General features: G+C 63.7%; 21 protein-coding genes and 2 riboswitches. Of the genes, 17 read left to right on the top strand and 4 right to left on the bottom strand.

The features are described from left to right. Positions 1 to 36 precede the first annotated feature (36 nt). A complete protein-coding gene (locus HNQ60_RS15950) occupies positions 37 to 993 on the top strand; it encodes an alpha-L-glutamate ligase-like protein (protein WP_184333514.1) in 957 nt (318 codons plus the stop codon). Between the two features lie 91 nt (positions 994 to 1,084). Here HNQ60_RS15950 and HNQ60_RS15955 read toward each other — a convergent pair whose 3' ends face one another. After that, the gene (locus HNQ60_RS15955) at positions 1,085 to 1,423 is read right to left on the bottom strand and encodes a 4a-hydroxytetrahydrobiopterin dehydratase (protein WP_184333516.1); all 339 of its coding nucleotides are present in this window, start codon (positions 1,421 to 1,423) and stop codon (positions 1,085 to 1,087) included. A 128-nt stretch (positions 1,424 to 1,551) separates the two neighbouring features. Beyond that, entirely contained in the window at positions 1,552 to 2,769 is a 1,218-nt protein-coding gene (gene ispG / locus HNQ60_RS15960; protein ID WP_221304226.1) for a flavodoxin-dependent (E)-4-hydroxy-3-methylbut-2-enyl-diphosphate synthase, read from the bottom strand. A gap of 233 nt (positions 2,770 to 3,002) precedes the next feature. After that, a riboswitch (glycine riboswitch) is annotated at positions 3,003 to 3,091 on the top strand. 21 nt (positions 3,092 to 3,112) lie between these two features. Next, positions 3,113 to 3,234, top strand: a riboswitch (glycine riboswitch). 61 nt (positions 3,235 to 3,295) lie between these two features. Here ispG and gcvT point away from each other — a divergent pair. The 7 genes from gcvT to HNQ60_RS15995 all read left to right on the top strand — a co-directional run bounded on the left by gcvT (position 3,296) and on the right by HNQ60_RS15995 (position 12,422). Continuing rightward, complete coding sequence (gcvT, locus tag HNQ60_RS15965) at positions 3,296 to 4,378, top strand: glycine cleavage system aminomethyltransferase GcvT (protein WP_184333518.1); 1,083 nt, start codon at positions 3,296 to 3,298, stop codon at positions 4,376 to 4,378. 123 nt (positions 4,379 to 4,501) lie between these two features. Next, entirely contained in the window at positions 4,502 to 4,897 is a 396-nt protein-coding gene (gene gcvH / locus HNQ60_RS15970; protein ID WP_184333520.1) for a glycine cleavage system protein GcvH, read from the top strand. Positions 4,898 to 4,906: 9 nt separating this feature from the next. Beyond that, entirely contained in the window at positions 4,907 to 6,265 is a 1,359-nt protein-coding gene (gcvPA, locus tag HNQ60_RS15975) for an aminomethyl-transferring glycine dehydrogenase subunit GcvPA (RefSeq protein WP_184333522.1), read from the top strand. A 62-nt stretch (positions 6,266 to 6,327) separates the two neighbouring features. Further along, on the top strand, positions 6,328 to 7,785 hold the full coding sequence (gene gcvPB, locus HNQ60_RS15980; RefSeq protein ID WP_184333524.1) for an aminomethyl-transferring glycine dehydrogenase subunit GcvPB: 1,458 nt from the start codon (positions 6,328 to 6,330) through the stop codon (positions 7,783 to 7,785). A gap of 84 nt (positions 7,786 to 7,869) precedes the next feature. Further along, the gene (locus tag HNQ60_RS15985) at positions 7,870 to 8,232 is read left to right on the top strand and encodes a diacylglycerol kinase (RefSeq protein WP_184333526.1); all 363 of its coding nucleotides are present in this window, start codon (positions 7,870 to 7,872) and stop codon (positions 8,230 to 8,232) included. A 154-nt stretch (positions 8,233 to 8,386) separates the two neighbouring features. Continuing rightward, positions 8,387 to 11,218 (top strand): trypsin-like peptidase domain-containing protein, encoded by a 2,832-nt coding sequence (locus HNQ60_RS15990; protein WP_184333528.1) that lies wholly within the window; start codon positions 8,387 to 8,389, stop codon positions 11,216 to 11,218. A 160-nt stretch (positions 11,219 to 11,378) separates the two neighbouring features. Next, complete coding sequence (locus tag HNQ60_RS15995) at positions 11,379 to 12,422, top strand: L-threonylcarbamoyladenylate synthase (protein ID WP_184333530.1); 1,044 nt, start codon at positions 11,379 to 11,381, stop codon at positions 12,420 to 12,422. Positions 12,423 to 12,436: 14 nt separating this feature from the next. Here HNQ60_RS15995 and HNQ60_RS16000 read toward each other — a convergent pair whose 3' ends face one another. Next, positions 12,437 to 13,939, bottom strand: a complete 1,503-nt coding sequence (locus HNQ60_RS16000; protein ID WP_184333532.1) for an AAA family ATPase — start codon at positions 13,937 to 13,939, stop codon at positions 12,437 to 12,439. 408 nt (positions 13,940 to 14,347) lie between these two features. On the opposite strand from HNQ60_RS16000, the gene HNQ60_RS16005 reads away from it, so the two are divergent. From HNQ60_RS16005 to HNQ60_RS16025, 5 genes are all read left to right on the top strand, one after another. Further along, a complete protein-coding gene (locus HNQ60_RS16005; RefSeq protein ID WP_246433649.1) occupies positions 14,348 to 15,586 on the top strand; it encodes a type III PLP-dependent enzyme in 1,239 nt (412 codons plus the stop codon). An 89-nt stretch (positions 15,587 to 15,675) separates the two neighbouring features. After that, entirely contained in the window at positions 15,676 to 16,392 is a 717-nt protein-coding gene (locus HNQ60_RS16010; RefSeq protein WP_184333535.1) for a 2-phosphosulfolactate phosphatase, read from the top strand. Next, positions 16,389 to 16,730 carry a DMT family protein gene (locus HNQ60_RS16015; RefSeq protein ID WP_184333537.1) on the top strand — a complete coding sequence of 114 codons (342 nt, stop codon included), beginning with the start codon at positions 16,389 to 16,391 and terminating at the stop codon, positions 16,728 to 16,730. Before HNQ60_RS16010 ends, HNQ60_RS16015 begins: the two co-directional genes overlap by 4 nt. Before the next feature lie 35 nt (positions 16,731 to 16,765). Next, positions 16,766 to 17,206, top strand: a complete 441-nt coding sequence (locus tag HNQ60_RS16020) for an HIT family protein (protein WP_184333539.1) — start codon at positions 16,766 to 16,768, stop codon at positions 17,204 to 17,206. A 128-nt stretch (positions 17,207 to 17,334) separates the two neighbouring features. After that, positions 17,335 to 17,796, top strand: coding sequence for a TfoX/Sxy family protein (locus HNQ60_RS16025; protein WP_184333541.1), 462 nt, complete (start codon positions 17,335 to 17,337; stop codon positions 17,794 to 17,796). Between the two features lie 12 nt (positions 17,797 to 17,808). On the opposite strand, the gene HNQ60_RS16030 is transcribed toward HNQ60_RS16025, so the two are convergent. After that, a complete protein-coding gene (locus HNQ60_RS16030) occupies positions 17,809 to 19,887 on the bottom strand; it encodes a thioredoxin domain-containing protein (protein WP_184333543.1) in 2,079 nt (692 codons plus the stop codon). A 41-nt stretch (positions 19,888 to 19,928) separates the two neighbouring features. Between HNQ60_RS16030 and HNQ60_RS16035 the strand changes: the two genes are divergently transcribed. From HNQ60_RS16035 to HNQ60_RS16050, 4 genes are all read left to right on the top strand, one after another. Then, positions 19,929 to 21,152: a class I SAM-dependent rRNA methyltransferase gene (locus HNQ60_RS16035; protein WP_184333544.1), complete on the top strand. Its 1,224-nt coding sequence runs from the start codon at positions 19,929 to 19,931 to the stop codon at positions 21,150 to 21,152. 37 nt (positions 21,153 to 21,189) lie between these two features. Next, positions 21,190 to 22,062: a prolipoprotein diacylglyceryl transferase gene (lgt, locus tag HNQ60_RS16040; RefSeq protein ID WP_184333546.1), complete on the top strand. Its 873-nt coding sequence runs from the start codon at positions 21,190 to 21,192 to the stop codon at positions 22,060 to 22,062. After that, complete coding sequence (gene thyA / locus HNQ60_RS16045; protein WP_184333549.1) at positions 22,059 to 22,853, top strand: thymidylate synthase; 795 nt, start codon at positions 22,059 to 22,061, stop codon at positions 22,851 to 22,853. Before lgt ends, thyA begins: the two co-directional genes overlap by 4 nt. Positions 22,854 to 22,934: 81 nt before the next feature. Then, entirely contained in the window at positions 22,935 to 23,519 is a 585-nt protein-coding gene (locus HNQ60_RS16050; RefSeq protein ID WP_184333551.1) for an SET domain-containing protein, read from the top strand. Positions 23,520 to 23,525: the final 6 nt, after the last annotated feature.

The following is a 23,525-nucleotide window of genomic DNA, read 5'->3' on the forward strand; positions in this document are numbered from 1 at the left end:
CTCGCACGTGCCCGTGAAGCCGGCGTTCGTTGAGCCATGCTAAGTCGCTCCCGGAATCTGAACGCTCTCGGTGTGCTTGGTCTCAACCGGCGCAACGGCGACTACATCCTCAAGTTCAATCCGCGCCGTCTGTATCCGCTCGTCGACGACAAGCTGCAGACGAAGCGCCTGGCGATCCAGGCCGGCATTGCCGTTCCTGAGCTCTACGGCGTCATCGAAACGCAGCACGACATCCGTCGTCTGCCCGAGATCGTTCACAACCGGCCCGAGTTCGCGCTGAAGCCGGCGCACGGCAGCGCGGGCGACGGCATCGTCGTGATCGCCGGTCGCAGCGCGGGCCGCTACCGGACCATCAGCGGAGCGTTGCTCGACGATGAGTTCCTGTCGCATCACCTGTCGAATGCGATCAACGGCCAGTTCAGTCTCGGCGGCGTTCCCGACGTGGTCATCGTCGAGTACATGGTGCGGTTCTCGGCGCTGTTCGAACGCATCAGCTTCCAGGGCGTGCCGGATGTCCGCGTGATCGTCTTCCGCGGCTACCCGATCATGGCGATGGTGCGACTGCCGACACGCGCATCGCATGGCAAAGCGAATCTGCATCAGGGCGCGGTAGGGGCGGGCATCGACATTGCGACCGGTGTGACGCTCGACGGCGTCGTCGGCACGGAAGTCGTCACGCATCACCCGGACACCAGCAACCCGGTCGCCGGCCTGCAGATTCCGGACTGGGATGTGATTCTCGACATCTCCGCACGGTGCTACGAGCTGACAGGGCTCGGCTACATCGGCGTCGACATCGTTCTCGATCGCGACCTCGGCCCGCTGGTGCTCGAGCTCAACGCCCGTCCCGGACTCGCGATCCAGATTGCAAATCGTCAGGGATTGCTGCGGCGCCTGCAGATCTGCGAGCAACGCGCCGACTTCGCGGCGTCAGCGCCGGGTCGGATCGATTTCTCGCGACGCGAGTTCGCGCACCCGGTGATGGAGAAGTGACGGCGATGAAAGCCGTCCTCCCCGCGCAGGCGGGGATCCATGCCTTCAGCGAGGATGGATTCCCGCGTTCGCGGGAATGACGGGCTTTGGCCTACTGCTTCGGAATGCCGTCGATCTTCGCCGCGCAGATGAAGTCGTTCTCCGACAATCCGTTGATGGCGTGTGTCGAGTACTTGAGGCGGCAGTAGCCCCAGCCGCATTCGATGTCCGGATGATGATCTTCCGCGTTGGCGATGTGCGCCACCGCGTTCACGAAGCTCATCGTGTGATAGAAGTTCCTGAACTTCCATTCGCGATGCAGGCTCTTCGCATCCGCCGACAGCGTCCATTCCGGCTGGAGCTGCTTCATCAGGCCTTCGGCCTGCGCTGGCGACAGCGGATCGATTCCGCCTTCGCACGGTACGCATTTCTTCTCTGTCAGTCCGCTCATGTTCAAGTTCTCCGGAAGAAGAGTAGGATTTTCCACGGGGATCACGGCGTGCACGGGGATGCGAAGAATCAATCTCTGTTCCGAACCCAGTGTTCCCCGTGTACCCGTGGGGATCTTCTTCTTCGATCTTAAGTTGACCTCGAAGCATACGTACGGGCGACGTAGTCTTCGACCAGTGTCTGGAATTCTTCGGCGATGTGATCGCCCTTCAGTGTCGGACCTTTCTCGCCGTCGATATACACCGGCGCGACGGGCCGCTCCCCCGTGCCGGGCAGGCTGATGCCGATGTTGGCATGCTTGCTTTCACCCGGGCCGTTCACGACGCAGCCCATGACGGCGACCGTCATTTCCTCGACGCCGACGTATTGCTTGCGCCACTGCGGCATCTGATGGCGCAGGTGCGACTGGATCTTCTGTGCGAGTTCCTGGAAGTAGGTCGAGGTAGTGCGTCCGCAGCCGGGGCACGCAACGACCATCGGCGTGAACGAGCGCAGACCCATCGTCTGCAGGATCTCCTGCGCGACGATGACTTCCTGGGTGCGATCGCCGTTCGGCTCCGGCGTGAGCGATACCCGGATCGTGTCGCCGATCCCTTCCTGCAGCAGCACGCTCATGCCCGCGGTCGATGCGACGATGCCTTTCGATCCCATGCCGGCTTCGGTCAGTCCGAGGTGCAGGGCGTAGTCGCAGCGCTTCGCGAGATTGCGGTACACGGAGATCAGATCCTGCACGCCGCTGACCTTGCAGGAGATCACGATGTGGTTCTGCGGCAGCCCGAGTTCGATCGCGCGCTTCGCGGATTCCAGGGCAGACACGACCAATGCTTCGCGAGTGACGTCGCGCGCATCGAGCGGTTCGGCGATCTTCGAGTTCTCGTCCATCAACCGCGTCAGCAGGTCCTGGTCGAGGCTGCCCCAGTTCACGCCGATGCGGACGGGTTTGTTGTTGCGGCACGCGACCTCGATCATCTCGGCGAACTGCGGATCGCGTTTGCTGCCGCGACCGACGTTGCCCGGGTTGATGCGGTACTTCGCCAGTGCTTCGGCGCACGCCGGGTGAGCCTTGAGCAGTTTGTGACCGTTGAAATGGAAATCGCCCACGATGGGAACGTGCACGCCGGACTTCGCGAGCCTGTCGCGAACGTGCGGGACCGCCGCGGCTGCCTCGTCGGTGTTGACCGTCACGCGCACGAGCTCGGAACCGGCGCGCGCCAGATCGCGGATCTGCTGCGTCGTCGACTCGATGTCGGCGGTGTCCGTGTTCGTCATCGACTGCACGACGATCGGCGCTGTTCCGCCGACGGTGACGGAACCGATGCGGACGGGAATCGAATGGCGGCGGGTCACGGGTAGGATGGGTCGGAAGGAAAAGGGCCGGAATTGTAACGCAGCCCACGGCTTGCGCCGCAAACGTCATCGTGCGCTGCACATCATCAGTCCGGACGGAGAAAGATTCTCCATGTCGAAAGTTACGAAAGACAGAGTCTGCCCCCGCGGTTCCCCGTGCTCCCCGTGGAGAGTCCGTTTCGGAAATTCCTGAGCGCGACACGGGAGCCTCGGCTACCATACCGCCACCCATCGCAAGGCGCGGCCGGAGAGAGCGAGTTCGTCTCGCCGCCGAAGGCGCAACCGCCCGGAAACGCTCAGGCAAATGAACGGCGCGCCCTTGTGACGACTTCATCATCGTCGCTCGACGGGCTCTGGAGAGTAGCCGGAATGTATGCATTCCCGGCTCACCGAAGGGGAGAGGTATCGCCGCCCAGGCGGATTTCAGATACCGGATCTCTCAGGTCGCAGGACAGAGGGGCGCCGGATCGCGAAAGCGGTCTGACGCAACCTATGTTCGCGAATTCGTTTCACCGGAAGCCAGCTGATGGGATTCAAGACACCTCTCCATGACACGCACGTCGCGTCCGGCGCGCGTATGGTCGATTTCGGCGGCTGGGACATGCCCGTCAACTACGGGTCCCAGATCGAAGAGCATCACGCCGTTCGTCGCGATGCGGGCATGTTCGACGTCTCGCACATGCTCATTGCGGACATCACCGGTCCGCGCACGCGCGAGTATCTGCGTCATCTCCTCGCGAACGATGTCGTGAAGCTGAAGGACTCGGGCAAGGCGCTCTACAGCTGCATGCTCAACGAGACCGGCGGCGTCGTCGACGATCTCATCGTCTATTTCATCAACGAGAACTGGTTCCGCGTCGTAGTGAACGCGGGCACGCGCGAGAAGGACACGGCGTGGCTGAAGCGCTTCGCTGGTCCCTTCGGTGTCGATGTTCGTCCGCGCCCTGATCTCGCGATGATCGCAGTTCAGGGTCCGCAGGCCCGCGCCAAGGCAGCGACATTGCTGGGTTCGCATGCGCCGGCGGCACTCGAGCTGAAGACGTTCTTCGGTCGCGAGCTCGGGCAGTACTTCGTCGCGCGAACCGGTTACACCGGCGAAGACGGCTGGGAAGTCATGATGCCCGTCGCGGAAGTCGCCAAGTTCTGGGCGGATCTCAAAGCGGCCGGTGTTGCCGAGTGCGGTCTGGGCGCACGCGACACGCTGCGTCTCGAAGCCGGCATGAACCTTTACGGCAACGACATGGACGAGAACGTGTCCCCGCTCGAATCCGGGCTCACCTGGACCGTCGCGTTCGATCCGCCTGAGCGTGATTTCGTCGGGCGCCCTGCGCTCGAAGCGCTGCGCAAGAACGGCATTCCGCGCAAGCTCGTCGGCCTGGTTCTCGAGGATCGCGGCGTGTTGCGCGGGCATCAGAAGGTCGTCGCGCCGGGTATCGGCGAAGGCGAGCTGACCAGCGGAACGTTCTCACCGACGCTCGAACGCTCGATCGGTTTCGCGCGCGTGCCTGCCGCCACCGGTGAAACGGTGCAGGTCGACATTCGCGGCAAGCTGCTGCCCGCGAAGGTCGTGAAGTATCCGTTCGTGCGAAACGGCAAGGCGCTGATCTGAGATTACCGGTGACGATGGTCACGACGGTCACGAAAGTCACGAGGATCGCGGTCCTCGGTTTCGGGCCCTCGTCATCGCCGTCGCCCTCGTTGCTTTCGTCATTCTCTCCGCAGGAAAAAATCCATGTCCTCCATTCCCGCTGACCTGAAATACCTCGATTCCCACGAATGGGCGCGCGTCGAGAGCGACGGCACGGTCACCATCGGCATCTCCGATCACGCGCAGGGCGCGCTCGGCGATCTGGTGTTCGTCGAAGTGCCGGAAGTGGGCAAGTCGCTCAGCAAGGGCGGCGCGGCTGCGGTCGTCGAATCGGTGAAGGCTGCTTCCGACGTGTACAGCCCGCTGTCCGGCGAAGTCATCGCTGCGAACGACTCGCTCGGTTCCGCTCCGGAGCTGGTGAACCAGGATCCGTACGGCCAGGGCTGGCTGTTCAAGATCAAACCCAGCAACTCCGCCGAGCTCGGCCAGCTCCTCGACGCGAAAGCGTATGAGAAGGCGCTGGAAGCGGAAGGGCACTGAGGAATCGACATGCCTTTCATTCCCCATACCGACACCGACGTGAAAGAAATGCTGGCAGCCATCGGCGCGCCGGCGATCGATTCATTGTTCGATGAGATTCCCGCCAGCCTGCGGATCCAGTCGCTCGCGGGCATTCCCGAAGCGCTGACCGAGATGGAGGTCAACCGCCTGATGCAATCGCGTGCGCAGCGCGACGGGCGGCCGTTGAACTTCATCGGCGCTGGTGCCTACGAGCATCACATTCCCGCTGCCGTCTGGGCGATCGTCACGCGCGGAGAGTTCTACAGCGCCTACACGCCGTACCAGGCCGAGGCGAGCCAGGGCACGCTGCAGTTGCTGTACGAATACCAGACGATGATGGCGAGCCTGACGGGCATGCAGGTGTCGAACGCGTCGCTGTACGACGGCGCATCGGCGCTGGCGGAAGCCTGTCTCATGGCCGTGCGCGCGAATCGCAAGTCGAAGTCCGCGCGCATCCTCGTGCCGACGACGGTGAATCCGACGTATCTGGAAGTTTCGCGTGCGATCGCCGAAGGACAGCAGCTCACGTTTGAAACCGTGGCCTACACGCCGGGCACGGGAACGACCGCCGCTTCGGCTTTCAATGCGTACAGCGGCCAGGACATCACCGCAGTCGTGATCCAGCATCCGAATTTCTTCGGCTTGCTCGAGGATGTCGATGCGATCACCGACTGGGCGCACGCGAACGGCGCGCTGGTCATCGCGGTCGTGAATCCGATGTCGCTTGCGATCCTGAAGCCGCCGGGTGAGTGGGGCGCCAAAGGTGTCGACGTCGTCGTCGGTGACGGGCAGCCGTTCGGTGTGCCGCTTTCGTCCGGCGGTCCCAACTTCGGTTTCATGACGACGCGCATGGAGCACGTTCGCCAGATGCCGGGTCGCATCATCGGTCGTACGGTCGATCTCGACGGCAAGCCGGGATTCACGCTGACGTTGCAGGCGCGCGAGCAGCACATCCGCCGCAGCAAGGCGACCTCGAACATCTGCACGAACCAGGGACTGCTGGTGACCGCCGGAACGATCTACATGTCGTTGCTCGGCGCATCAGGTCTCGAGCAAGTCGCATCCACCTGTCAGCGCCGCACGAGCGAGCTGGTTGCGGCACTGACGAAGGTGAAGGGCGTCAAGCTCGCATTCGCGGGCCCGCGATTCCATGAAGCCGTCCTGCAGCTCGATCGCAAGGTTTCGGACGTGATCGAAGCGCTCGCCAGCCGCGGCATCATCGGCGGCTTCGACCTGTCGCGACGCTACCCCGAACTCGGCAACGCGCTGCTCGTGTGCGCCACCGAAACCCGAACCGACGAAGACATCGCGGCCTATGCGAAGGCCCTGGCGGAGGTGCTGAAGTAGTCCGGGCGATTCGGACTCTTCACGCCATCACCTCATCACCCGATCACCTCATCACTTTCCCTATGCGCGAACCCTTGATCTTCCAGCACTCCCGCAGCGGTCGCAGCGCGGTTGCCCAGTATCCCCATGGCGAGAAGGCCGACGTTCCGGCGGCACTGCGTCGCAAGCAGCCGCCGAACTTGCCCGAAGTCTCCGAGCTGCAGGCTGTCCGTCATTTCACGCGGCTGTCGCAGCTGAACTTCTCGATCGACACGCATTTCTATCCGCTCGGGTCGTGCACGATGAAGTACAACCCGCGCGCCTGTAACCAGAATGCAATGCTGCCGGAGTTCCTCTCGCGGCATCCGCTGGGTCCGGATTCGGCGGGGCAGGGCTTCCTCTCCTGCATGTACGAATTGCAGGAGATGCTGAAGGAAGTGACCGGCATGAAGGGCGTGTCGCTCACGCCGATGGCGGGTGCGCAGGGCGAGTTCGCCGGCGTCGCGATGATTCGCGCCTATCACAAGGCCCGCGGCGATCTGCAGCGGACCGAGATCATCTGTCCCGATGCGGCCCACGGCACCAACCCCGCGACCGCCACGATGTGCGGCTGCAGCGTGATCGAAATTCCGTCGCTCCCGAGCGGCGATATCGATTTCGAAGCGCTCAAGAAGGCAGTGGGTCCGAAGACCGCCGGCATCATGCTCACGAATCCTTCGACGCTCGGTGTGTTCGAGCGCCGCATCGAAGAAGTCGCGCGGGTGGTGCACGAAGCGGGCGGCCTGCTGTACTACGACGGTGCGAATCTGAATGCGATTCTCGGCAAGGTTCGTCCGGGCGACATGGGCTTCGATGTCATCCACATGAACCTTCACAAGACCTTCTCGACGCCCCACGGCGGCGGCGGCCCCGGTTCGGGCGCGGTCGGTGTGAATCAGCGTCTCCTGCCGTTCATGCCGGTCCCAGTGGTCGGCAAGGAAGGGGATCGCTATCGCTGGCTGGATGAGCGCGACCTGCCGCAGACGATCGGCCGGTTGTCGGCATTCATGGGCAATGCTGGCGTTCTGCTGCGCGCCTACGTCTACATGCGCATGCTCGGCCGCGCCGGCATGCAGCGCGTCGCGGAGTTTTCAGCACTCAATGCGAATTACATGCTGGCCCGTCTCAAGCAGGCGGGTTTCGACGCCGCGTATCCGGATCGTCGCGCCAGCCATGAGTTCATCATCACGATGAAGCGCCAGGCGAAGGAGCTCGGCGTGAACGCCATGGACTTCGCGAAGCGGCTGCTCGACTACGGGTTCCATGCACCGACGACTTACTTCCCGCTGCTGGTTCCGGAGTGCCTGCTCATCGAGCCCACCGAGACGGAGAGCAAGCAGGAGATCGATGCGTTCATCGATGCCCTGATCGCCATCGAAAAGGAAGCGCTCGAGGACGCGGCAAAAGTCAAAGGCGCCCCCTATACTCTGCCGGTACGCCGCCTGGACGATGTAAGGGCGGCCAAGCAACTGGACCTGACGTACCAAGAACGAAGCGGTTAGTGGTTGGCGGATAGCACGTCGAGCAGCGTTCCTCCTCTGACCATCCGCCATCCGCTATCCGCCATCTACTTCCTCCGGAGTCCTATGGATCGGCCGAAACTGTCCGGCATGCGCCGGTTGTTGCTCGCGTTCGTGAATTCGTGGAAGGGGTTCAAGGGTGCGTTTCGGGAAGAGGCCGCCTTCAGGCAGGAAGTCGCGCTCGCGGTCGTTCTGCTCCCCCTGGGTGTCTGGCTCGGCAAGACCGGTGTCGAGCGTGCGCTGCTCGTGGGCGCGGTCCTCATCGTCCTCATCGTGGAACTGCTCAACACGGGGATCGAAACGGTCGTCGACCGGATCGGCCTCGAGCGTCATGAGCTGTCGGGACTGGCCAAGGACGTGGGCTCCACGGCCGTGCTGATATCCTTCCTTCTGCTGGGCACCATCTGGGGATTCATCCTTTTAGGCTGATCCCTTAAGGTTTGTGGGAACCCTGCGTGGACCGCAGCGTCCATCACATCAGTGTCCGCGGATCGGGTGCGACAATGTCCCGACTTGCGTCCCGGTCCGCTGCTCGGCGATAAGTTCTCACCCAAGCATCCGTCATCCAACCGACAAGCCACTCATGCAAAAAGCCCTCGGCGTCGCATTGCTGCTCGTTGCTACCCATGTGATCGCTGCCGAGGACGCGCCGCCCACAGCGCAGCTGGTGCCGGTATCAGCGGCCGAGGACTCGCGCTGGACCCGTACGCTGGAGCGCGTCGCGACGGGCGTCGTGACCATCCAGGTCGATCAGACGAGGGCATTCGACACCGAATGGAATATGTCCAGTCAGGCAACGGGCTTCGTGGTCGACGCGAAGAACGGGCTGATCCTGACGAACCGCCACGTGGTGACGCCGGGTCCGGTGACCGCGCAGGCCGTGTTCCTCAATCGCGAGGAAGTGACGCTGTACCCGGTCTATCGCGACCCGATCCACGACTTCGGGTTCTATCGTTACGATCCATCGAAGCTGCGGTTCATCAAACCCACCGAGCTCAAGCTGTATCCGGACGGCGCGCAGGTCGGCCGCGAAATCCGCGTCATCGGCAACGATGCCGGTGAGCAGTTGTCGATCCTGGCGGGCACGCTCGCCCGGCTCGATCGCGAAGCGCCCAACTACGGGCTCGGCAAGTACAACGACTTCAACACGTTCTACTACCAGGCCGCATCCAGCACCTCCGGCGGTTCCTCGGGTTCACCCGTCATCGATGTCGAAGGGCGCGTCGTCGCGCTCAACGCGGGCGGCAGCTCGCAGGCCGCATCGAGCTTCTACCTGCCGCTCGATCGCATCACTCGCGCGCTCAAGTTCATCCAGGACAACAAGCCCGTTCCGCGCGGCACGCTGCAGACGGTCTTCAGGTTCACGCCGTTCGATGAAGTCCGCCGCCTGGGGCTCAAGCCGGAGACAGAGACCGAAGTCCGCCGCAAGTATCCGGCGAACACCGGCCTGCTCGTGGTGAGCGAAGCGCAGGTCGGATCGGCGGCGGAACAGGAGCTCGAGCCGGGCGACATTCTGATTCGCGTCAACAACGAGCTGGCGATCGGCTTCGACGATCTCTCCGAAGTGCTCGACAACGGCGTCGGCAAGACGGTGAAGCTGTCCATCGAGCGCGGCGGCCAGTCATTCGACAAGACACTGACCATCGAGGATCTGTACGCGATCACGCCAGATCGCTTCCTCGAGTTCGGCGACTCCGTCGTCCACACGCTGTCGTGGCAGCAGGCGCGGCACATCAATGCGGCGATCAAGGGCGTCTACGTCGCGAATCCGGGTTATGTGCTGGGTTCAGCGGCTGTGCCTCGCGGCGCGGTCATCACGGAGATCGGCGGCAAGCCGGTCGCCGCGCTGGCGGACTTCGAGGCTGAGGTTGCGAAGCTGAAGGACGGCGAGCGCGTCACCGTGCGGTTCTTCACGATCGACGATCCCGCGACCGCTCAGTGGCGCGTGATCCGCATGGATCGCCGCTGGTTCCCCGCACGCTCCTGCAAGCGCGACGATGCGGCCGGTGTGTGGCCTTGCACGGCATGGCCGGAAGACGGCGAAGCGCAGCCGCCGAAGCCGGCAACGACGAGCTTCGCGAAGACGTCGGACCCGCTGCTGAACAAGCTGGCGCCGTCGCTGGTGCTGGTCAACTTCGACATGCCGTACTCGGTCTCCGGCATCACGGAGCGCAACTACTACGGCACCGGCGTGATCGTCGATGCCGAACGCGGCCTCGTCGTCGTCGATCGCAACACGGTGCCCGTCGTCATCGGCGATGTGCGCCTGACGTTTGCAGGCACCATCGAAATTCCAGGACGCGTCGAGTACGTGCACCCGCTGCACAACCTCGCGATGATTTCGTACGACCCGAAATCGATCGGCGCAACACCCGCCAAGGCGGCTGTGTTCAAGGCCATCGATGTCCAGCCGGGAGAGCAGGTGTGGGCGGTCGGCGTGCGTGGCGACGGCAAGGTGCAGTCGCGAATGGCAACCGTAGCATCCGTGGATCCGGTCGCGTTCCCGCTGTCGCGCACTTTCCAGTTCCGCGATTCGAATCTCGAGACGATCCAGCTGGTGAACGGTCCGGGCGACTACGACGGGCTGCTGACGAACAAGCAGGGCGAAGTGGTCGCCACGTGGGCTAGCTTTGCGTATGAAGCCGGCCGCGAGATCGCACAGGAGAATCGCGGCATCCCGGCGGAGCTGATCCTCGAGATGCTGCCGCTCGTGCGTGACGGCAGCACGCTGCATTCCCTCGAAGCCGAGCTGCTTCCCGTCCCGCTGGCAGGCGCTCGCAAACTCGGGTTGCCGGATCGCTGGATCCAGAAGCTCGAACAGCACAGCCCGGATCGCCGGCAGGTTTTGAGCGTCACACGGCTCGTCGGCGGTGCACCCGCTTCGAAACTGCTGCGCTCCGGCGATCTGATTCTCGACATCGACGGTGCCGTGGTGAATCGCTTCCGCGAAGTGGAGCGGGCGGTCCAGAAGCCGCAGGTCCGGATCACCGTGCTGCGCGACGGCGCGGAGCAGGCGATCGATGTGCCGACCGTAGTGTTGGGCGGACGCGATCTCGACCGCATCGTTCTCTGGGCGGGTGCGGTGCTGCAGGAGCCGCATCGCGCACTGGCGGTTCAGCGAGGCATTCAGCCGGACGGCGTGTTCGTCGGTTACTTCTCGTATGGTTCGCCCGCGACCCGCTACCAGCTGTGGGCAGGACGGCGCATCGTGGAAGTCGATGGCCAGCCGACGCCGGATCTCGACCACTTCATCAAGGCGGTTGCGGGACGACCCGACAAGTCCTCGGTGCGGCTGCGGACCATGGCGTGGAACGGATCGGTCGACGTCATCACTCTGAAGCTCGACAACCGCTACTGGCCCGCGTACGAGCTCAAGCGGTCGGCGGACGGCTGGAATCGCACCATGCTCGAGTGATTTGCCGTGATGTGCGTGGCGTTTTTCTGCAGGTAATCCCCCTGCGCTGGACGCCCGCTCCGCCGCTCGTCGGCCCACTTGTCGGCCCAAACCGCGTGCGCGTCGCCTCGCCGCCATAACTTCGCCCGGCGGCCGAGGCCGCCTTGCTATCATTGACCGCATGATCGTCGGACGAGCACTCCAGGAACAGATTCAGGAAGCGGTCGAAGCGTTGCGCGCCGGCGACCTCGCCGCGTTCCCCACGGAAACCGTGTACGGCCTGGGTGCCAACGCCAATAACCCCGACGCCGTCCGCAAGATTTTCCGGCTGAAAGGCCGGCCGTCCACGCACCCCGTCATCGTCCACATCGATCACCCGCGCTACTTGCAGCGCTGGGTGCGGGACATGACCCCCGACGCGAAGAAGCTGGCCGATGCGTTCTGGCCCGGCCCGCTGACGCTCGTTGCGAAGCGTGCGCTCGCCGTCAACGACGTGATCACCGGCGGCCAGGACACCGTGGCCATTCGTGTGCCCAACCATCCGATCGCACAGCAGTTGCTGAATGCATTCGGCGGCGGCATCGCGGCACCCTCGGCGAATCGATACGGTCACGTGAGCCCGACTCGGGCCGAGCACGTTCGTGAAGAATTCGGCGATGAGCTGAAGATCGTGCTCGATGGCGGCGACTGCAAAGTCGGTCTCGAATCGACGATCGTTTCCTGTGTCGGCGACGGGCCCAGGCTCCTGCGTCCAGGCAGCATCAGCCTGTCGCAGCTGCGAGCGATCGTGCCCAGCATTCAGGCCGGGCCGCATCCGTCGGCTCCCCGCGTGCCGGGTTCAACAGCCCGGCACTACTCGCCGCAGACGCCGGTCAACGTGGTGCCGAGCCGGCGCCTCGATCAGGTGATCAGCGAGCTGAGCGGGGAGCACGAGAAGACCGCCGTGCTGGCAATGCGTCCGCCGGTGCGGACGACGCCGTACATGACATGGGTCAACGCTGGGAATCGCCCGGATATCTACGCCAAACAGCTGTACGCCAATCTGCGCACGCTCGACAAGGCAGCGGCGAAGATCATCCTCGTGGAAGAAGTCCCGGAAGGGGAGCGCTGGGACGCGATCCGCGACCGCCTCAAGCGGGCCGCCTCGGCGGAGAACATCGTCACGTACGACCAGGACATCGCGGCCTGGGTGGCGGACTTCGGGGACGAAGGCGAGATGGTCTGAAGGCTGTCGCGGCGTCAGTCCGCGGCGACCGTCCTCTCCGTTGCCCATTCCCTCAACTCCGCAATACGTTCCGCCATTACGACCGACAGAGGTCGCGTCGACCGCAGTTCACTCAGCACGTGCGATGCGCTGACGGTCGCTCCGCTGGCATGCGCCGCATAGAGCGCTGAAACCACCGCTTGCTCGATTTCCGCTCCCGAGAATCCCTCGCAGGCCTCGGCCAGCTTCGCAATGTGCTCCTCGCTGATGGTAAGAGAGCGCTTGGCGGCGTGAATGCGCAGGATGTCCGCGCGCACGGCCGTCTTCGGCAGGTCGACGAAGAAGATCTCATCGAACCGGCCCTTGCGGATCAGTTCCGGGGGCAGCGCCGAAATATCGTTGGCGGTAGCCACGACGAATACCCGGGTCTTCTTCTCGGCCAGCCAGGTCAGGAACGTGCCGAGCACGCGGCGCGAGGTGCCGCTGTCGCCGTCACCGCTCGCGACGCCTTTCTCGATTTCGTCGATCCACAGGACGCAGGGCGACATGAGGTCGGCCGTCGCCAGCGCTTCGCGAAGATTGCGTTCCGATTCGCCCTGGTACTTGTTGTGGATCGCAGCGAAATCGAGCCGCAGTAGGGGAACGCCGTAGATGCCGGCTGCGGCGCGCGCCGCGACGCTCTTGCCGCAGCCCTGGACGCCGAGCAGCAGCAGTCCTTTGGGCGAGTCGAGGTGCGGCGCCGAGCCGTCGAAGGCAGGGCGGCGCTGCCGCAGCCAATCCTTGATCTTCGTCATGCCCCCGAGGTCGGCGAAGCGGGCTGTGTCGTACTCGTAACCCAGGATGCCGCCGCGGTTGAGCAGGGCGTACTTCGCCTGCATCAGCGCCGGCAGGTCGGTGGCCTGCAGTGCGCCGTCGTCGAAGATCGCAGTGCGGGCGAGACGTTCGGTGTCCGTGGTCGACAGGCCACCCAGGTTCTCGATGAGCAGATCGAGCGCCTTGCGGTCCGTGCGGACGCGGGCGCCGTTCGATTTGGCCCACTCGCTCGCCACCTTCTCGACGATGCCCTGGCGCTCCATCCGGTCCGGGAAAGCCAGCTGAAAGCGCGCGGCGAAGTGCTCGAGCTCGCGCGGCAGCGACAGTTCGTGGCTGATCAGCACCAGAGTGCGCGCGACGCGTTCATAGCCCTGGCAGATGTCCTTCAGCAGCCGGATGTTCACCGGGTCGGCGAGGAACGGATGGAAGTCGAGCAGCACGTAGAGCCCGGCCTTGTCCGTCGCGCGGATGGACTTGAGGACTTCGGGCGGATCGGAGTTGTGCTTCTGCGCGCCGCCGAGATCGATGTCGACGCGCCGCAGGCCGTCCGTGACGGTCCACTGGAAGACGGGGGTGTGCGCGTTTCCCGGTATTTTCAGGCTCGCGAGCATCGCGAGAGCCCGGGGCTCGTCGCGGGTCTCGATCAGCACGAGCGGAATGCGGCTGCGCAGAAGGGTCGCGAGCTCCGTGCGCGTATCCGGCGGTGTGGGTCCCTTGAGTGTCATGAAGCGCTTTCTGCTGCGAGTTGAGGCCGCTGAGAGCCGCTGGTCGTGCGGCGTGTGCGACGAGCATAACGCCTCTTCGCACGGCGTCCCGACTGTCGCTCGTCACCATCTTCGCAGCCCCTCGCCGCGAGGACTTAAATCTGCGACACAGTTCTTGCATCGCAGATCATTTTTGATACATTGCGCGCGCCTGTGTAAGAGAGCACTCAGAGTCCTTGGGGCATCCGCCCGCGGAGTTCATCCGCACGGAGACAAGGGTCCCTCCTAAGGAGGGATATCGCGAAAGCTGCAAGTGCCGCTCGACCAGAACTTGTGAGAGTCATCGGACGTTCGTTTCTTAAGTCTGTTGCTCTTGTTGGCTCGGTTGTTCGGTTCCACGGCTTTTCGCATAGAGGTGCTCCAACAGTGTTGCCACGCGCAGCTCGTCAGACACACACGGTTTCTCCCGCCCACGCCTTCGATTCGACCACGCTCACGGAAAGCGAAATCCGTGGCCTCGCGGCCCGTTTCGGCTCGCCGCTGCTGGTGGTCGATTGCGAGCAGGTGCGTCGGCAATATCACTCGCTGAAGGCCGCGCTGCCCGGCGTCGACCTGCACTACGCGCTGAAGCCCCTGCCGCACGCGGCGGTCGTGGCGTGCCTTCGTGACGAAGGTGCCTTCTTCGACCTCGCCACCACCGGCGAAGTGGAGCTGGTGAAGGCGCAGGGGATTCCTGCCGAGCGCTGCATTCACACTCACCCGATCAAGCGCGACAGCGACATCCGCGACGCGCTGCGTTACGGCGTGAAGATTTTCGTTGCCGACAACCCGGACGAGATCCGCAAGTTCGCCCGCTATCGCAAGCGCGCTGAGCTGCTGATCCGCGTTTCCTTCCGCAGCCCCGACGCAGTCGTGGACCTCTCGCGCAAGTTCGGTTGCGAGGCCGGCGCCGTGCTCGGACTGATCGAGCAGGCTCGCCGCATGGGCATCCGTGTCCGCGGCCTGTCGTTCCACGTGGGTTCGCAGGCGATGGAACCGACCAAGTACGTCGAGGCGATCCGCGCCTGCACGAACCTGATCGCCGAAGCGCTGCTCGCGGGCCTGCCGTCGCTGGACATCCTGGACATCGGCGGTGGCTTCCCGGTCTCGTACAACGAGGAAGTGACGCCGATCGACCAGTTCTGCCAGCCGATTCGCGAAGCGCTCGCGAAGCTGCCGTCGCACGTGCGCGTGATCGCCGAGCCAGGCCGCTTCATTGCCGCGCCGGCTGCGATCGCGATCTCCAGCGTGATGGGCAAAGCCAAGCGCGATGGTCGCTGGTGGTACTACCTGGACGATGGCCTGTACGGTTCGTACAGCGGCCAGCTGTTCGATCACGCCAAGTACCCTGTCACGACCCTGCGTCACGAAGGTGAGTTGTTCCCGAGCGTGCTGGCGGGACCGACCTGCGATTCGATCGACGTGATCGATGACAACATCCTGCTGCCGGAGCTGGAAGTGGGCGATCTGGTGGTCGGACGCATGATGGGTGCGTACACCTGGGCCAGCGCAACCGACTTCAACTTCTTCAAGCGCGCCAAGGTCGTCGTGATGCACGAGCAGCCGGCCGATGCGAAGCGGGTCGTCTCGCTGCGCAAGGCAGCCGGCGGAAGCGGCCGCGCCGCCTGACGTTCTGCCCGAGGGTTTGATCTGCCCGAAGCCCGGCACGCCAGTGCCGGGCTTTTTCATTTCTGCTGCTCTGATAGGCTCGCGGCTTCATGAACTACCGTCCTGAAGTCCGCGTCGTCGACTTCGTCGCGGGCGCGCGCGACGCGCGAGGCCTTGCCGTCGTGATCGATGTGTTCCGCGCGTTCTCGGTTGCTGCCTATGCGCATGCCTGGGGCGCTCGCTCGATCGTTCCGGTGGCCTCCGTCGACGATGCCCGATCGCTCAAGGCCGCTGATCCCGATGCCGTGCTGATCGGCGAGCGTCACGCCCGCAAGCTCCCCGGCTTCGACTGCGGCAACTCGCCGACCGAGCTGGAGCTCATGGACATCCAGGGCCGCACGCTGATCCACACGACGCATTCCGGGACGCAGGGACTCACGAACGCCGTGAATGCCGACGAAGTGCTGACCGGAGCACTGGTCAACGCGGGCGCGATCGTGCGCTACATCCAATGGCGACGGCCGCCGCTCGTCACGCTCGTGAGGATGGGGCACGAGGCGACGCAGCGGTGCGATGAAGACGATCTGTGCGCCGAGCTCCTGCAGCGGCGGCTGGCGGGCGAGGAGCCCGAGGTCGCGAGCGTTCCCAGCCGGCTCCGATCGGCTGCGAGCGCCCTCAAGTTCTTCGATCCCGCCTGCGATTGGGCGCCCGAGCGCGATTTCGAGCTCTGTACGGCAGTCGATCGCTTCGATTTCATCCTCCAGCTGCAGCCGGACGGCTCCCTGGCTGCGCTTTCCGTGCCCGCCGCAGGAATCCATCCAACATGAACCCGATCGTGCGCACCGTCATTCTGTTGACGCTCTCGAACGTCTTCATGACCTTCGCCTGGTATGCCCACCTGAAGGAACTGAACCAGAAGCCGTGGATCGTCGCTGCGCTGATCAGCTGGGGTATCGCGCTGTTCGAATACCTGCTGCAGGTACCCGCGAACCGGATCGGCTACACGGTGATGACGTTGCCGCAGCTGAAGATCCTCCAGGAGGTCATCACGCTGACGGTGTTCGTACCGTTCGTACTGATCTACATGCGCCAGCCGCTCAAGCTCGACTATCTGTGGGCGGCTCTCTGCATGCTCGGCGCCGTGTATTTCATATTCCGGAAGTAGGGCGAACGGCAAACCGCATTTTCGAGGCTACGGACATGACGACCGCGATTCATCGATTCGTCGAAGCATGCCGTCGTGGCGACGATCCCACGGTCGTTGCACGAATGAAATCGGGCTGGGCGGTGATGGGGCAGCGCCAGGTGCTGCTCGGCTATTGCCTGCTGCTGCCGGATCCCGTCGTTCCGCATCTCAATGCGCTCGACGGCGCGGCACGTAACCAGTTTATGTCCGATCTCGGCGCGCTCGGCGACGCGGTTCTGCGTGCGACGGGAGCACTGCGGATCAATTACGCAATTTTCGGCAATCTCGAGCCGGCGTTGCACGCGCATGTCCATCCGCGTTACACCGATGAGCCGGAAGCGATGCGCACCGGCAATCCCTGGGGCTACGACTGGTCGAAGGCGCCTGCCTTCGACGTGGCGGCGCATGGCGGACTCCGCGATCGCATTCGCGAGCAACTCGTGCGCACTCTCTGACATTTCCGCGACCCATGCAGTGTTCACGGAGGAGTCTCGCGAGTTAGCCTGCGAATCGCCGGTGTCGCACCGCGACGGAACGCTGGTGATACACCGGCAGAACAAAGAACCGGCGACTTGAGAAAAAAATGATCAACCATGCACGCGTGATCCTCGCGTGCAAGAGTACGGAGTGGTTGCTCGATATGCGGAACAAGTCGAGCCTTGCCAGTTACGTGGCCGAGCAGCTCGCATTCCTCGGTCCGATTTCGCAGCGGTCGATTTTCGGGGCTGTCGGTATCTTCATCGAAGATCGATTGCTCGGCATCGTCGCTGGCGATCTGCTGTATCTGCACACGGGGCCCTCGAACCGCGACGAATACCTGTCGCGCGGCTGCCGCCAGTTCAAGCCCTATCCCAATGCGTTCGACCTCACGACGGATCACCACCAGGTGCCGGAGGATGTCGTGAACAATGCGGATGAACTGCGACAGTGGGCCGAGCGTGCGCTGCAAGCGGCCGTCGAAGCCGCACGTCGCAAACAGCTCGCCGGCATCGAACGTTCGCGGCACGCCAAGCAGGCGAAGAAGAAAGGCCGAAGCGACGACTGATCGCTTCGGGTTTCAGCCCGCTGTGACCGCGACCAATGCCGCGAGCGAGTGCAGCGGCGCCGAGCACGTCATGCCTCGGCAAACGTAGGCGACCGTTCCTTCCATTGCCCGCTTCTCCGCCAGTGCTTCCGGTAAACCAGAGGCGTCTGCTGGAATCGCGAAGGTAAGACGGCTCGGCGCGTAGACCTTGGCCAGTTCATCCCGCCATTGAGAGGCTTCTTCGCCGCGCACGATCAGGATCTCCGGCGGATCCAGATGCTCCTCGAGTGCAACCAGCATTGCCGTATGACCGTGCGGATAGCGCTCCAGCGAGGACCATGCCGCACGCAAAGTACGTGCGGCGGCGTCGAGATATCGCGTTTCGCCCAGGAGCAGTCCGAGCCGCGACAGCGCCAGGGCGGCGATGGCGTTCCCCGACGGCGTTGCCTCGTCCGCGAATGAGCGCGATCGATGAATCAGCGTCTCGTGATCGTCGGCAGTGAAGTAGAAGCCGCCTTGTGCCTTGTCCTCGAATCGGGCGAGCAGCGCTTCAGCGAGCTCGGCAGCGAATCGCAGATGCTCGCCGGACCAGCGTGTCTGCAGGAGCTCGAGCACTCCGTTCAGCAGGAAGGCGTAGTCGTCCAGATAGGCAGGGAAGCGCGATTGCCCATCCTTGTGCACGGCGAGCAGCCGACCGTCGCGCCACAGCTGCGAGCGGATGAAGTCGAGCGAGCGCACGGCGGAATCCGCGAAGTCGGGGCGCTGCAGCGATCTGGCCGTGACGGCCATGCCTGCAATCGCAAGGCCGTTCCAGGACGTCAGGATCTTCTCGTCGCGGCCCGGCCAGACGCGCTGGTTGCGCAGCCCGAGAAGAATGCGTCGGGCTTCATCGAGCTTCTCCTGCGCTTCGCCTTCCGGGATCTTCAGCTCCGCGGCGATCTCGGCGAGCGGCCGATATCCGTGCAGGTGCCACTGGCCTTCGAAGTTGGCCTGCTGATCCAGACCGAACCGGCGCGAGAACACATCATAGGCTTCGGGTGTCAGATGCTGCCGCACCTCCACGGGATCCCAGACGTAGAACTTGCCTTCGTGACCTTCTGAATCGGCATCGAGCGTGGACCAGTAACCGCCTTGCGGCGACTGCATGTCGCGAATGATCCACGACGCCGTTTCGAGAGCGGCACGCTTGAACAGCGGATCTCCCGTGGCAATGGCAGCCTGTGCTGCGAGCGTCAGCAGCGGCCCGTTGTCGTACAGCATCTTTTCGAAATGGGGAATCATCCAGAACCGGTCGACGCTGTAGCGCGCGAAGCCGCCGCCAAGCTGATCGTACAGGCCGCCTTCGGCCATTCGTGTGAGCGTGAGGGTGGCCATGTAGAGCGCCTGCAGATCAGGCTCTTCCGACGTCGCACTCCGGCGCCATGCACGCAGCAGGAACTCGATATTGGTCGGGTGCGGAAATTTCGGAGCGCTGCCGAATCCACCGAACTGGTTGTCGAATTCGCGGGCGAGCATTTCACGCGCAACGACCAGCGGTTCTTCGGTAAGCGCGGTGTCGGCATCCGCGGCCGGTGGATGGAGCTCCGCAAATGCCTGCTGCAGGGCTTCGCTCTGCTGCGCAATATCCGCCTGACGGTCTTTGTAGAAGCCGGCTACACGCTGCAGCAGGTCGGTGAACGCCGGCATGCCGTAGCGCGGTTCGTTGGGAAAGTAGGTGCCACCGAAGAACGGGCGATGATCCCGCGGCGACAGGAACATCGTGAGGGGCCAGCCGCCGCCTCGCTGGATGAGCATCTGGTGCGCGATCTGGTAGATCCGGTCGAGATCCGGCCGCTCTTCGCGATCGATCTTGATGTTGACGAAGTGCTCGTTCATGACTGCCGCCGTCGCCGGGTCTTCGAACGATTCGTGCGCCATCACGTGACACCAGTGACAGGCGGAATAGCCGATCGACAGCAGGATGGGCTTGTTCTCGCGGCGGGCGAGATCGAGTGCTTCTTCGCCCCACGGATACCAGTCGACCGGGTTCTGCGCGTGCTGCAGCAGGTAGGGGCTGGTCTCGCGGGCGAGACGATTCGTGCGACCTGTGGGGGTGCGATCAGAGGGGTGCATGGAGAGGGCGCTACTTAAGCTAGAATCGCCGCACTATAGCGATGAACACCCAGAGCGCCACCCTTCCGGCCGATACGGCCGCCATTCCCGAACTGCGGCTCAAGCGCGGCGAAGACCGACGTCTTTCGGCGGGGCACCTGTGGGTGTTTTCCAACGAAGTCGACACGGCCCGCACGCCGCTGACGGCCTTCCAGCCGGGCTCGCTCTGCCGTGTCGTGAGCGATCGCGACAAGTTCCTGGGGTACGGCTACGTCAATCCTCATTCGCTGATCAGTGCGCGCCTGCTTGGGCGTGACCCCGATTTTCTGCCCGGGAAATCACTGATCGTTCACCGCCTGCAGGTCGCGCAGTCCCTGCGCCGATCGCTGTACGAGCAGCCGTATTACCGCGTCGCGTACGGCGAGTCCGACGGGCTGCCCGGCCTCGTGCTCGACCGGTTCGGCGATGTCATCGTGGGCCAGATCGCGACCGCGGGCATGGAAGCGCTGAAGGGCCCGATCGAAGAAGCGGTCAAAAAGGTGCTCGCCCCGTCGGCGATGCTTTGGAAGAACGATAGCGGCGCCCGCGAGCTCGAAGGACTGCCGAGCTACGTCGAACCCGCTTTCGGTGAAGTGCCCGACGTCGTCACGGTCGAGGAGGGCGGCGTCGCCTTTCAGGTGCCGCTGACCGCGGGACAGAAGACCGGCTGGTTTTTCGACCAGGCCGCGAATCGCCTCGCGCTGCGCAAGTATGTCGGCGGAGCGCGCGTGCTCGACGTTTTCAGTTACCTCGGTGCGTGGGGCGTTGGCGCCTTGAAAGCAGGTGCGACCGAAGTCACGTGCGTCGATTCGTCGGCAACGGCGCTCGAGAATCTTCAGGCGAGCGCAAAGATGAATGGCCTGAAGCCCGCAGTCCTGCGGGGTGACGCGTTCGACGTGATGGAGTCTCTCCACGCGGAGCGGCGACGTTTCGACGTCGTCGTGATCGATCCGCCGGCCTTCATCAAGCGCCGCAAGGACATTCCGAAGGGCGAGGCCGCCTACAAACGGCTCAATCAGCTCGCGCTGCAACTCATCGAGCGCGACGGCATCCTCGTCTCCTGCTCATGCTCATATCACCTGGAGCCGGACAGTCTCGTCAATGCGATCCAGCGTGCGTCGCGCCACGTGAGCCGCTTCGTGCAGATCGTCGAAGTCGGCGGGCAGGCGCCCGATCACCCGATCCATCCCGCGATTCCCGAAACGCGTTACCTGAAAACGTTCTTCTGCAGGACCGTGCAGGAATGATGCTCCGCCGCTGCGAACAACAAGAATCGAGTCCCGAATGATCCAGTACCCCGCAATCGATCCGATCCTCGTCTCGCTCGGGCCGCTGGCCATCCGCTGGTATGGACTGACCTACGTCATCGCGTTCGCGTTCGCGTGGTGGCTCGGCCGCCGTCGCGCCGCTCAGCCCGGCTCGACGTGGAAGCCGGCCGATGTCGACGACCTGATCTTCTACGGTGCGCTGGGTGTCATCCTCGGCGGGCGCATCGGCTGGGTGTTGTTCTACGGCTTCGAACGTCTGGTCGACGACCCGCTCATGATCCTGCGCATCTGGGAAGGCGGCATGTCCTTCCACGGCGGACTGGTGGGCGTGATCCTCGCCGAGGTTCTGTTTGCACGCCGGCAGGGCAGGCGCATCGTCGATGTGCTGGACTTTCTGGCGCCGCTGCCCGGTATCGGCATCTTCGCGGTGCGATGCGCCAATTTCATCAATGGGGAGTTGTGGGGCAAGCCGACACAGGTTCCCTGGGGGTTCGTCGTCGATCCCGCGAACCTGCATCCGTCGCAGCAGGCCGAAGCGGTGCGCCTGTGCGAGCGCTTCAGTATCGACCCCTGTGTGCTGCATGTGCATGCCACGCAGCTCTACGAGGGCATCCTCGAAGGTCTGGTCGTCTTCGCCATTCTCTGGATCTATACCGCCAAGCCTCGCCCGCGGCTTGCACCGGCGGGCTTGTTTCTGCTCTGCTACGGTGTATTCCGGTTCGCCGTCGAGTTCCTGCGCGTCCCCGACGAGAATCGCGGCTACCTCCTGTTCGACTGGGTGACCATGGGCCAGATCCTGTCCAGCCCGATGATCGTGGCGGGTGTCGTCATGCTGGTCATCGCGTATCGCAGGAACGAGCCGAGCGGAAATACGGCGGCCGCCAAGTGAAGCAATATCTCGACATGCTGCGCCTCGTTCGCGATTCCGGCGTCCGCAAGGACGACCGGACAGGCACGGGTACGCTTTCGATTTTCGGGCACCAGATGCGGTTCGACCTGTCGCAGGGGTTTCCGCTGCTGACGACGAAGAAGCTGCATCTGCGCTCGATCATTTACGAGTTGCTGTGGTTCCTGAAGGGCGACACGAACGTCAAGTATCTGCGTGACCACGGCGTCACCATCTGGGATGAATGGGCGAATGACAAAGGTGAGCTCGGGCCCATTTACGGCAAGCAGTGGCGTTCGTGGCCGACGCCGGACGGTTCGTCGATCGACCAGATCAGCCGTACGGTCGATCTCATCCGTCGCAATCCGGACTCGCGGCGCATTATCGTGAATGCCTGGAACGTGGCGGAGCTCGACCAGATGTCGCTCACGCCGTGTCACGCGCTTTTCCAGTTCTGGGTCGCGAACGGCAGGCTGTCGTGCCAGTTGTATCAGCGCAGCGCGGATATCTTCCTGGGAGTGCCGTTCAACATCGCTTCGTATGCTCTGCTGACGCACATGTTCGCGGAGCAGTGCGATCTGCAGGTCGGTGACTTCGTCTGGACCGGCGGCGACACGCATCTGTACCTGAACCACCTGGATCAAGCCGATGAGCAGTTGAAGCGCAGCCCCCATGCTTCGCCGAAGCTGCTCATCAAGCGCAAGCCGCCATCGATCTTCGAGTACGAGTACGAGGACTTCGAGGTGGTGAACTACCAGTCTCACCCCGCCATCAAGGCGCCGATCGCCGTGTGATCCCCGGCCGCCGCGCCGGCTGCACATGCGCGATGAAACGTTTCATTCCCGCCCACTTTCCCGCTGACGGTTCCAGGTCTCATGTCGAAGAAATCGCCGCCGAAGAAGAAGTCTCCCCCGAAGAAATCCCGCACGAAGTCGCTGCCCGAGATTGCGACATCGCCGCTGGTCGAAGCACGCAACTCGCCCATTCACGGCAAAGGCGTCTACGCGCTGAAGCCGATCAAGAAGGGCACGCGGATCATCGAGTATCTCGGTGAGAGGATTTCGCATGCGCAGGCTGATGCACGCTATGAGGTGAAGGGCGATGACGACGGACATACGTTCCTGTTCATCGCGAGCAGTCGCACGGTCATCGATGCCGGCGTGAAGGGCAACGACGCGCGCTTCATCAATCATCACTGCGATCCCAATTGCGAGACGGAGATCGAGAACAGTCGCGTGTTCATCAATGCGATCCGCGACATCAAGCCGGGCGAGGAACTCGGCTATGACTACCAGCTCACGTGGGAAAGCACGGATGATCCCGCCGAGCTTGCTTTGTACGAATGCCGGTGCGGCGCCCGCAGGTGCCGCGGAACGATGCTGGACGTCGAACCGCTCGACAAAAAGAAGAAGGAGAAGGCGGGCAAGTCCAAGTCGGCAAAGAAGAAGCGCCGGGGCTGAGGCAGG

The organism is Povalibacter uvarum (genome assembly GCF_014202975.1).
GTDB classification, from domain to species: domain Bacteria; phylum Pseudomonadota; class Gammaproteobacteria; order Steroidobacterales; family Steroidobacteraceae; genus Steroidobacter; species Steroidobacter uvarum.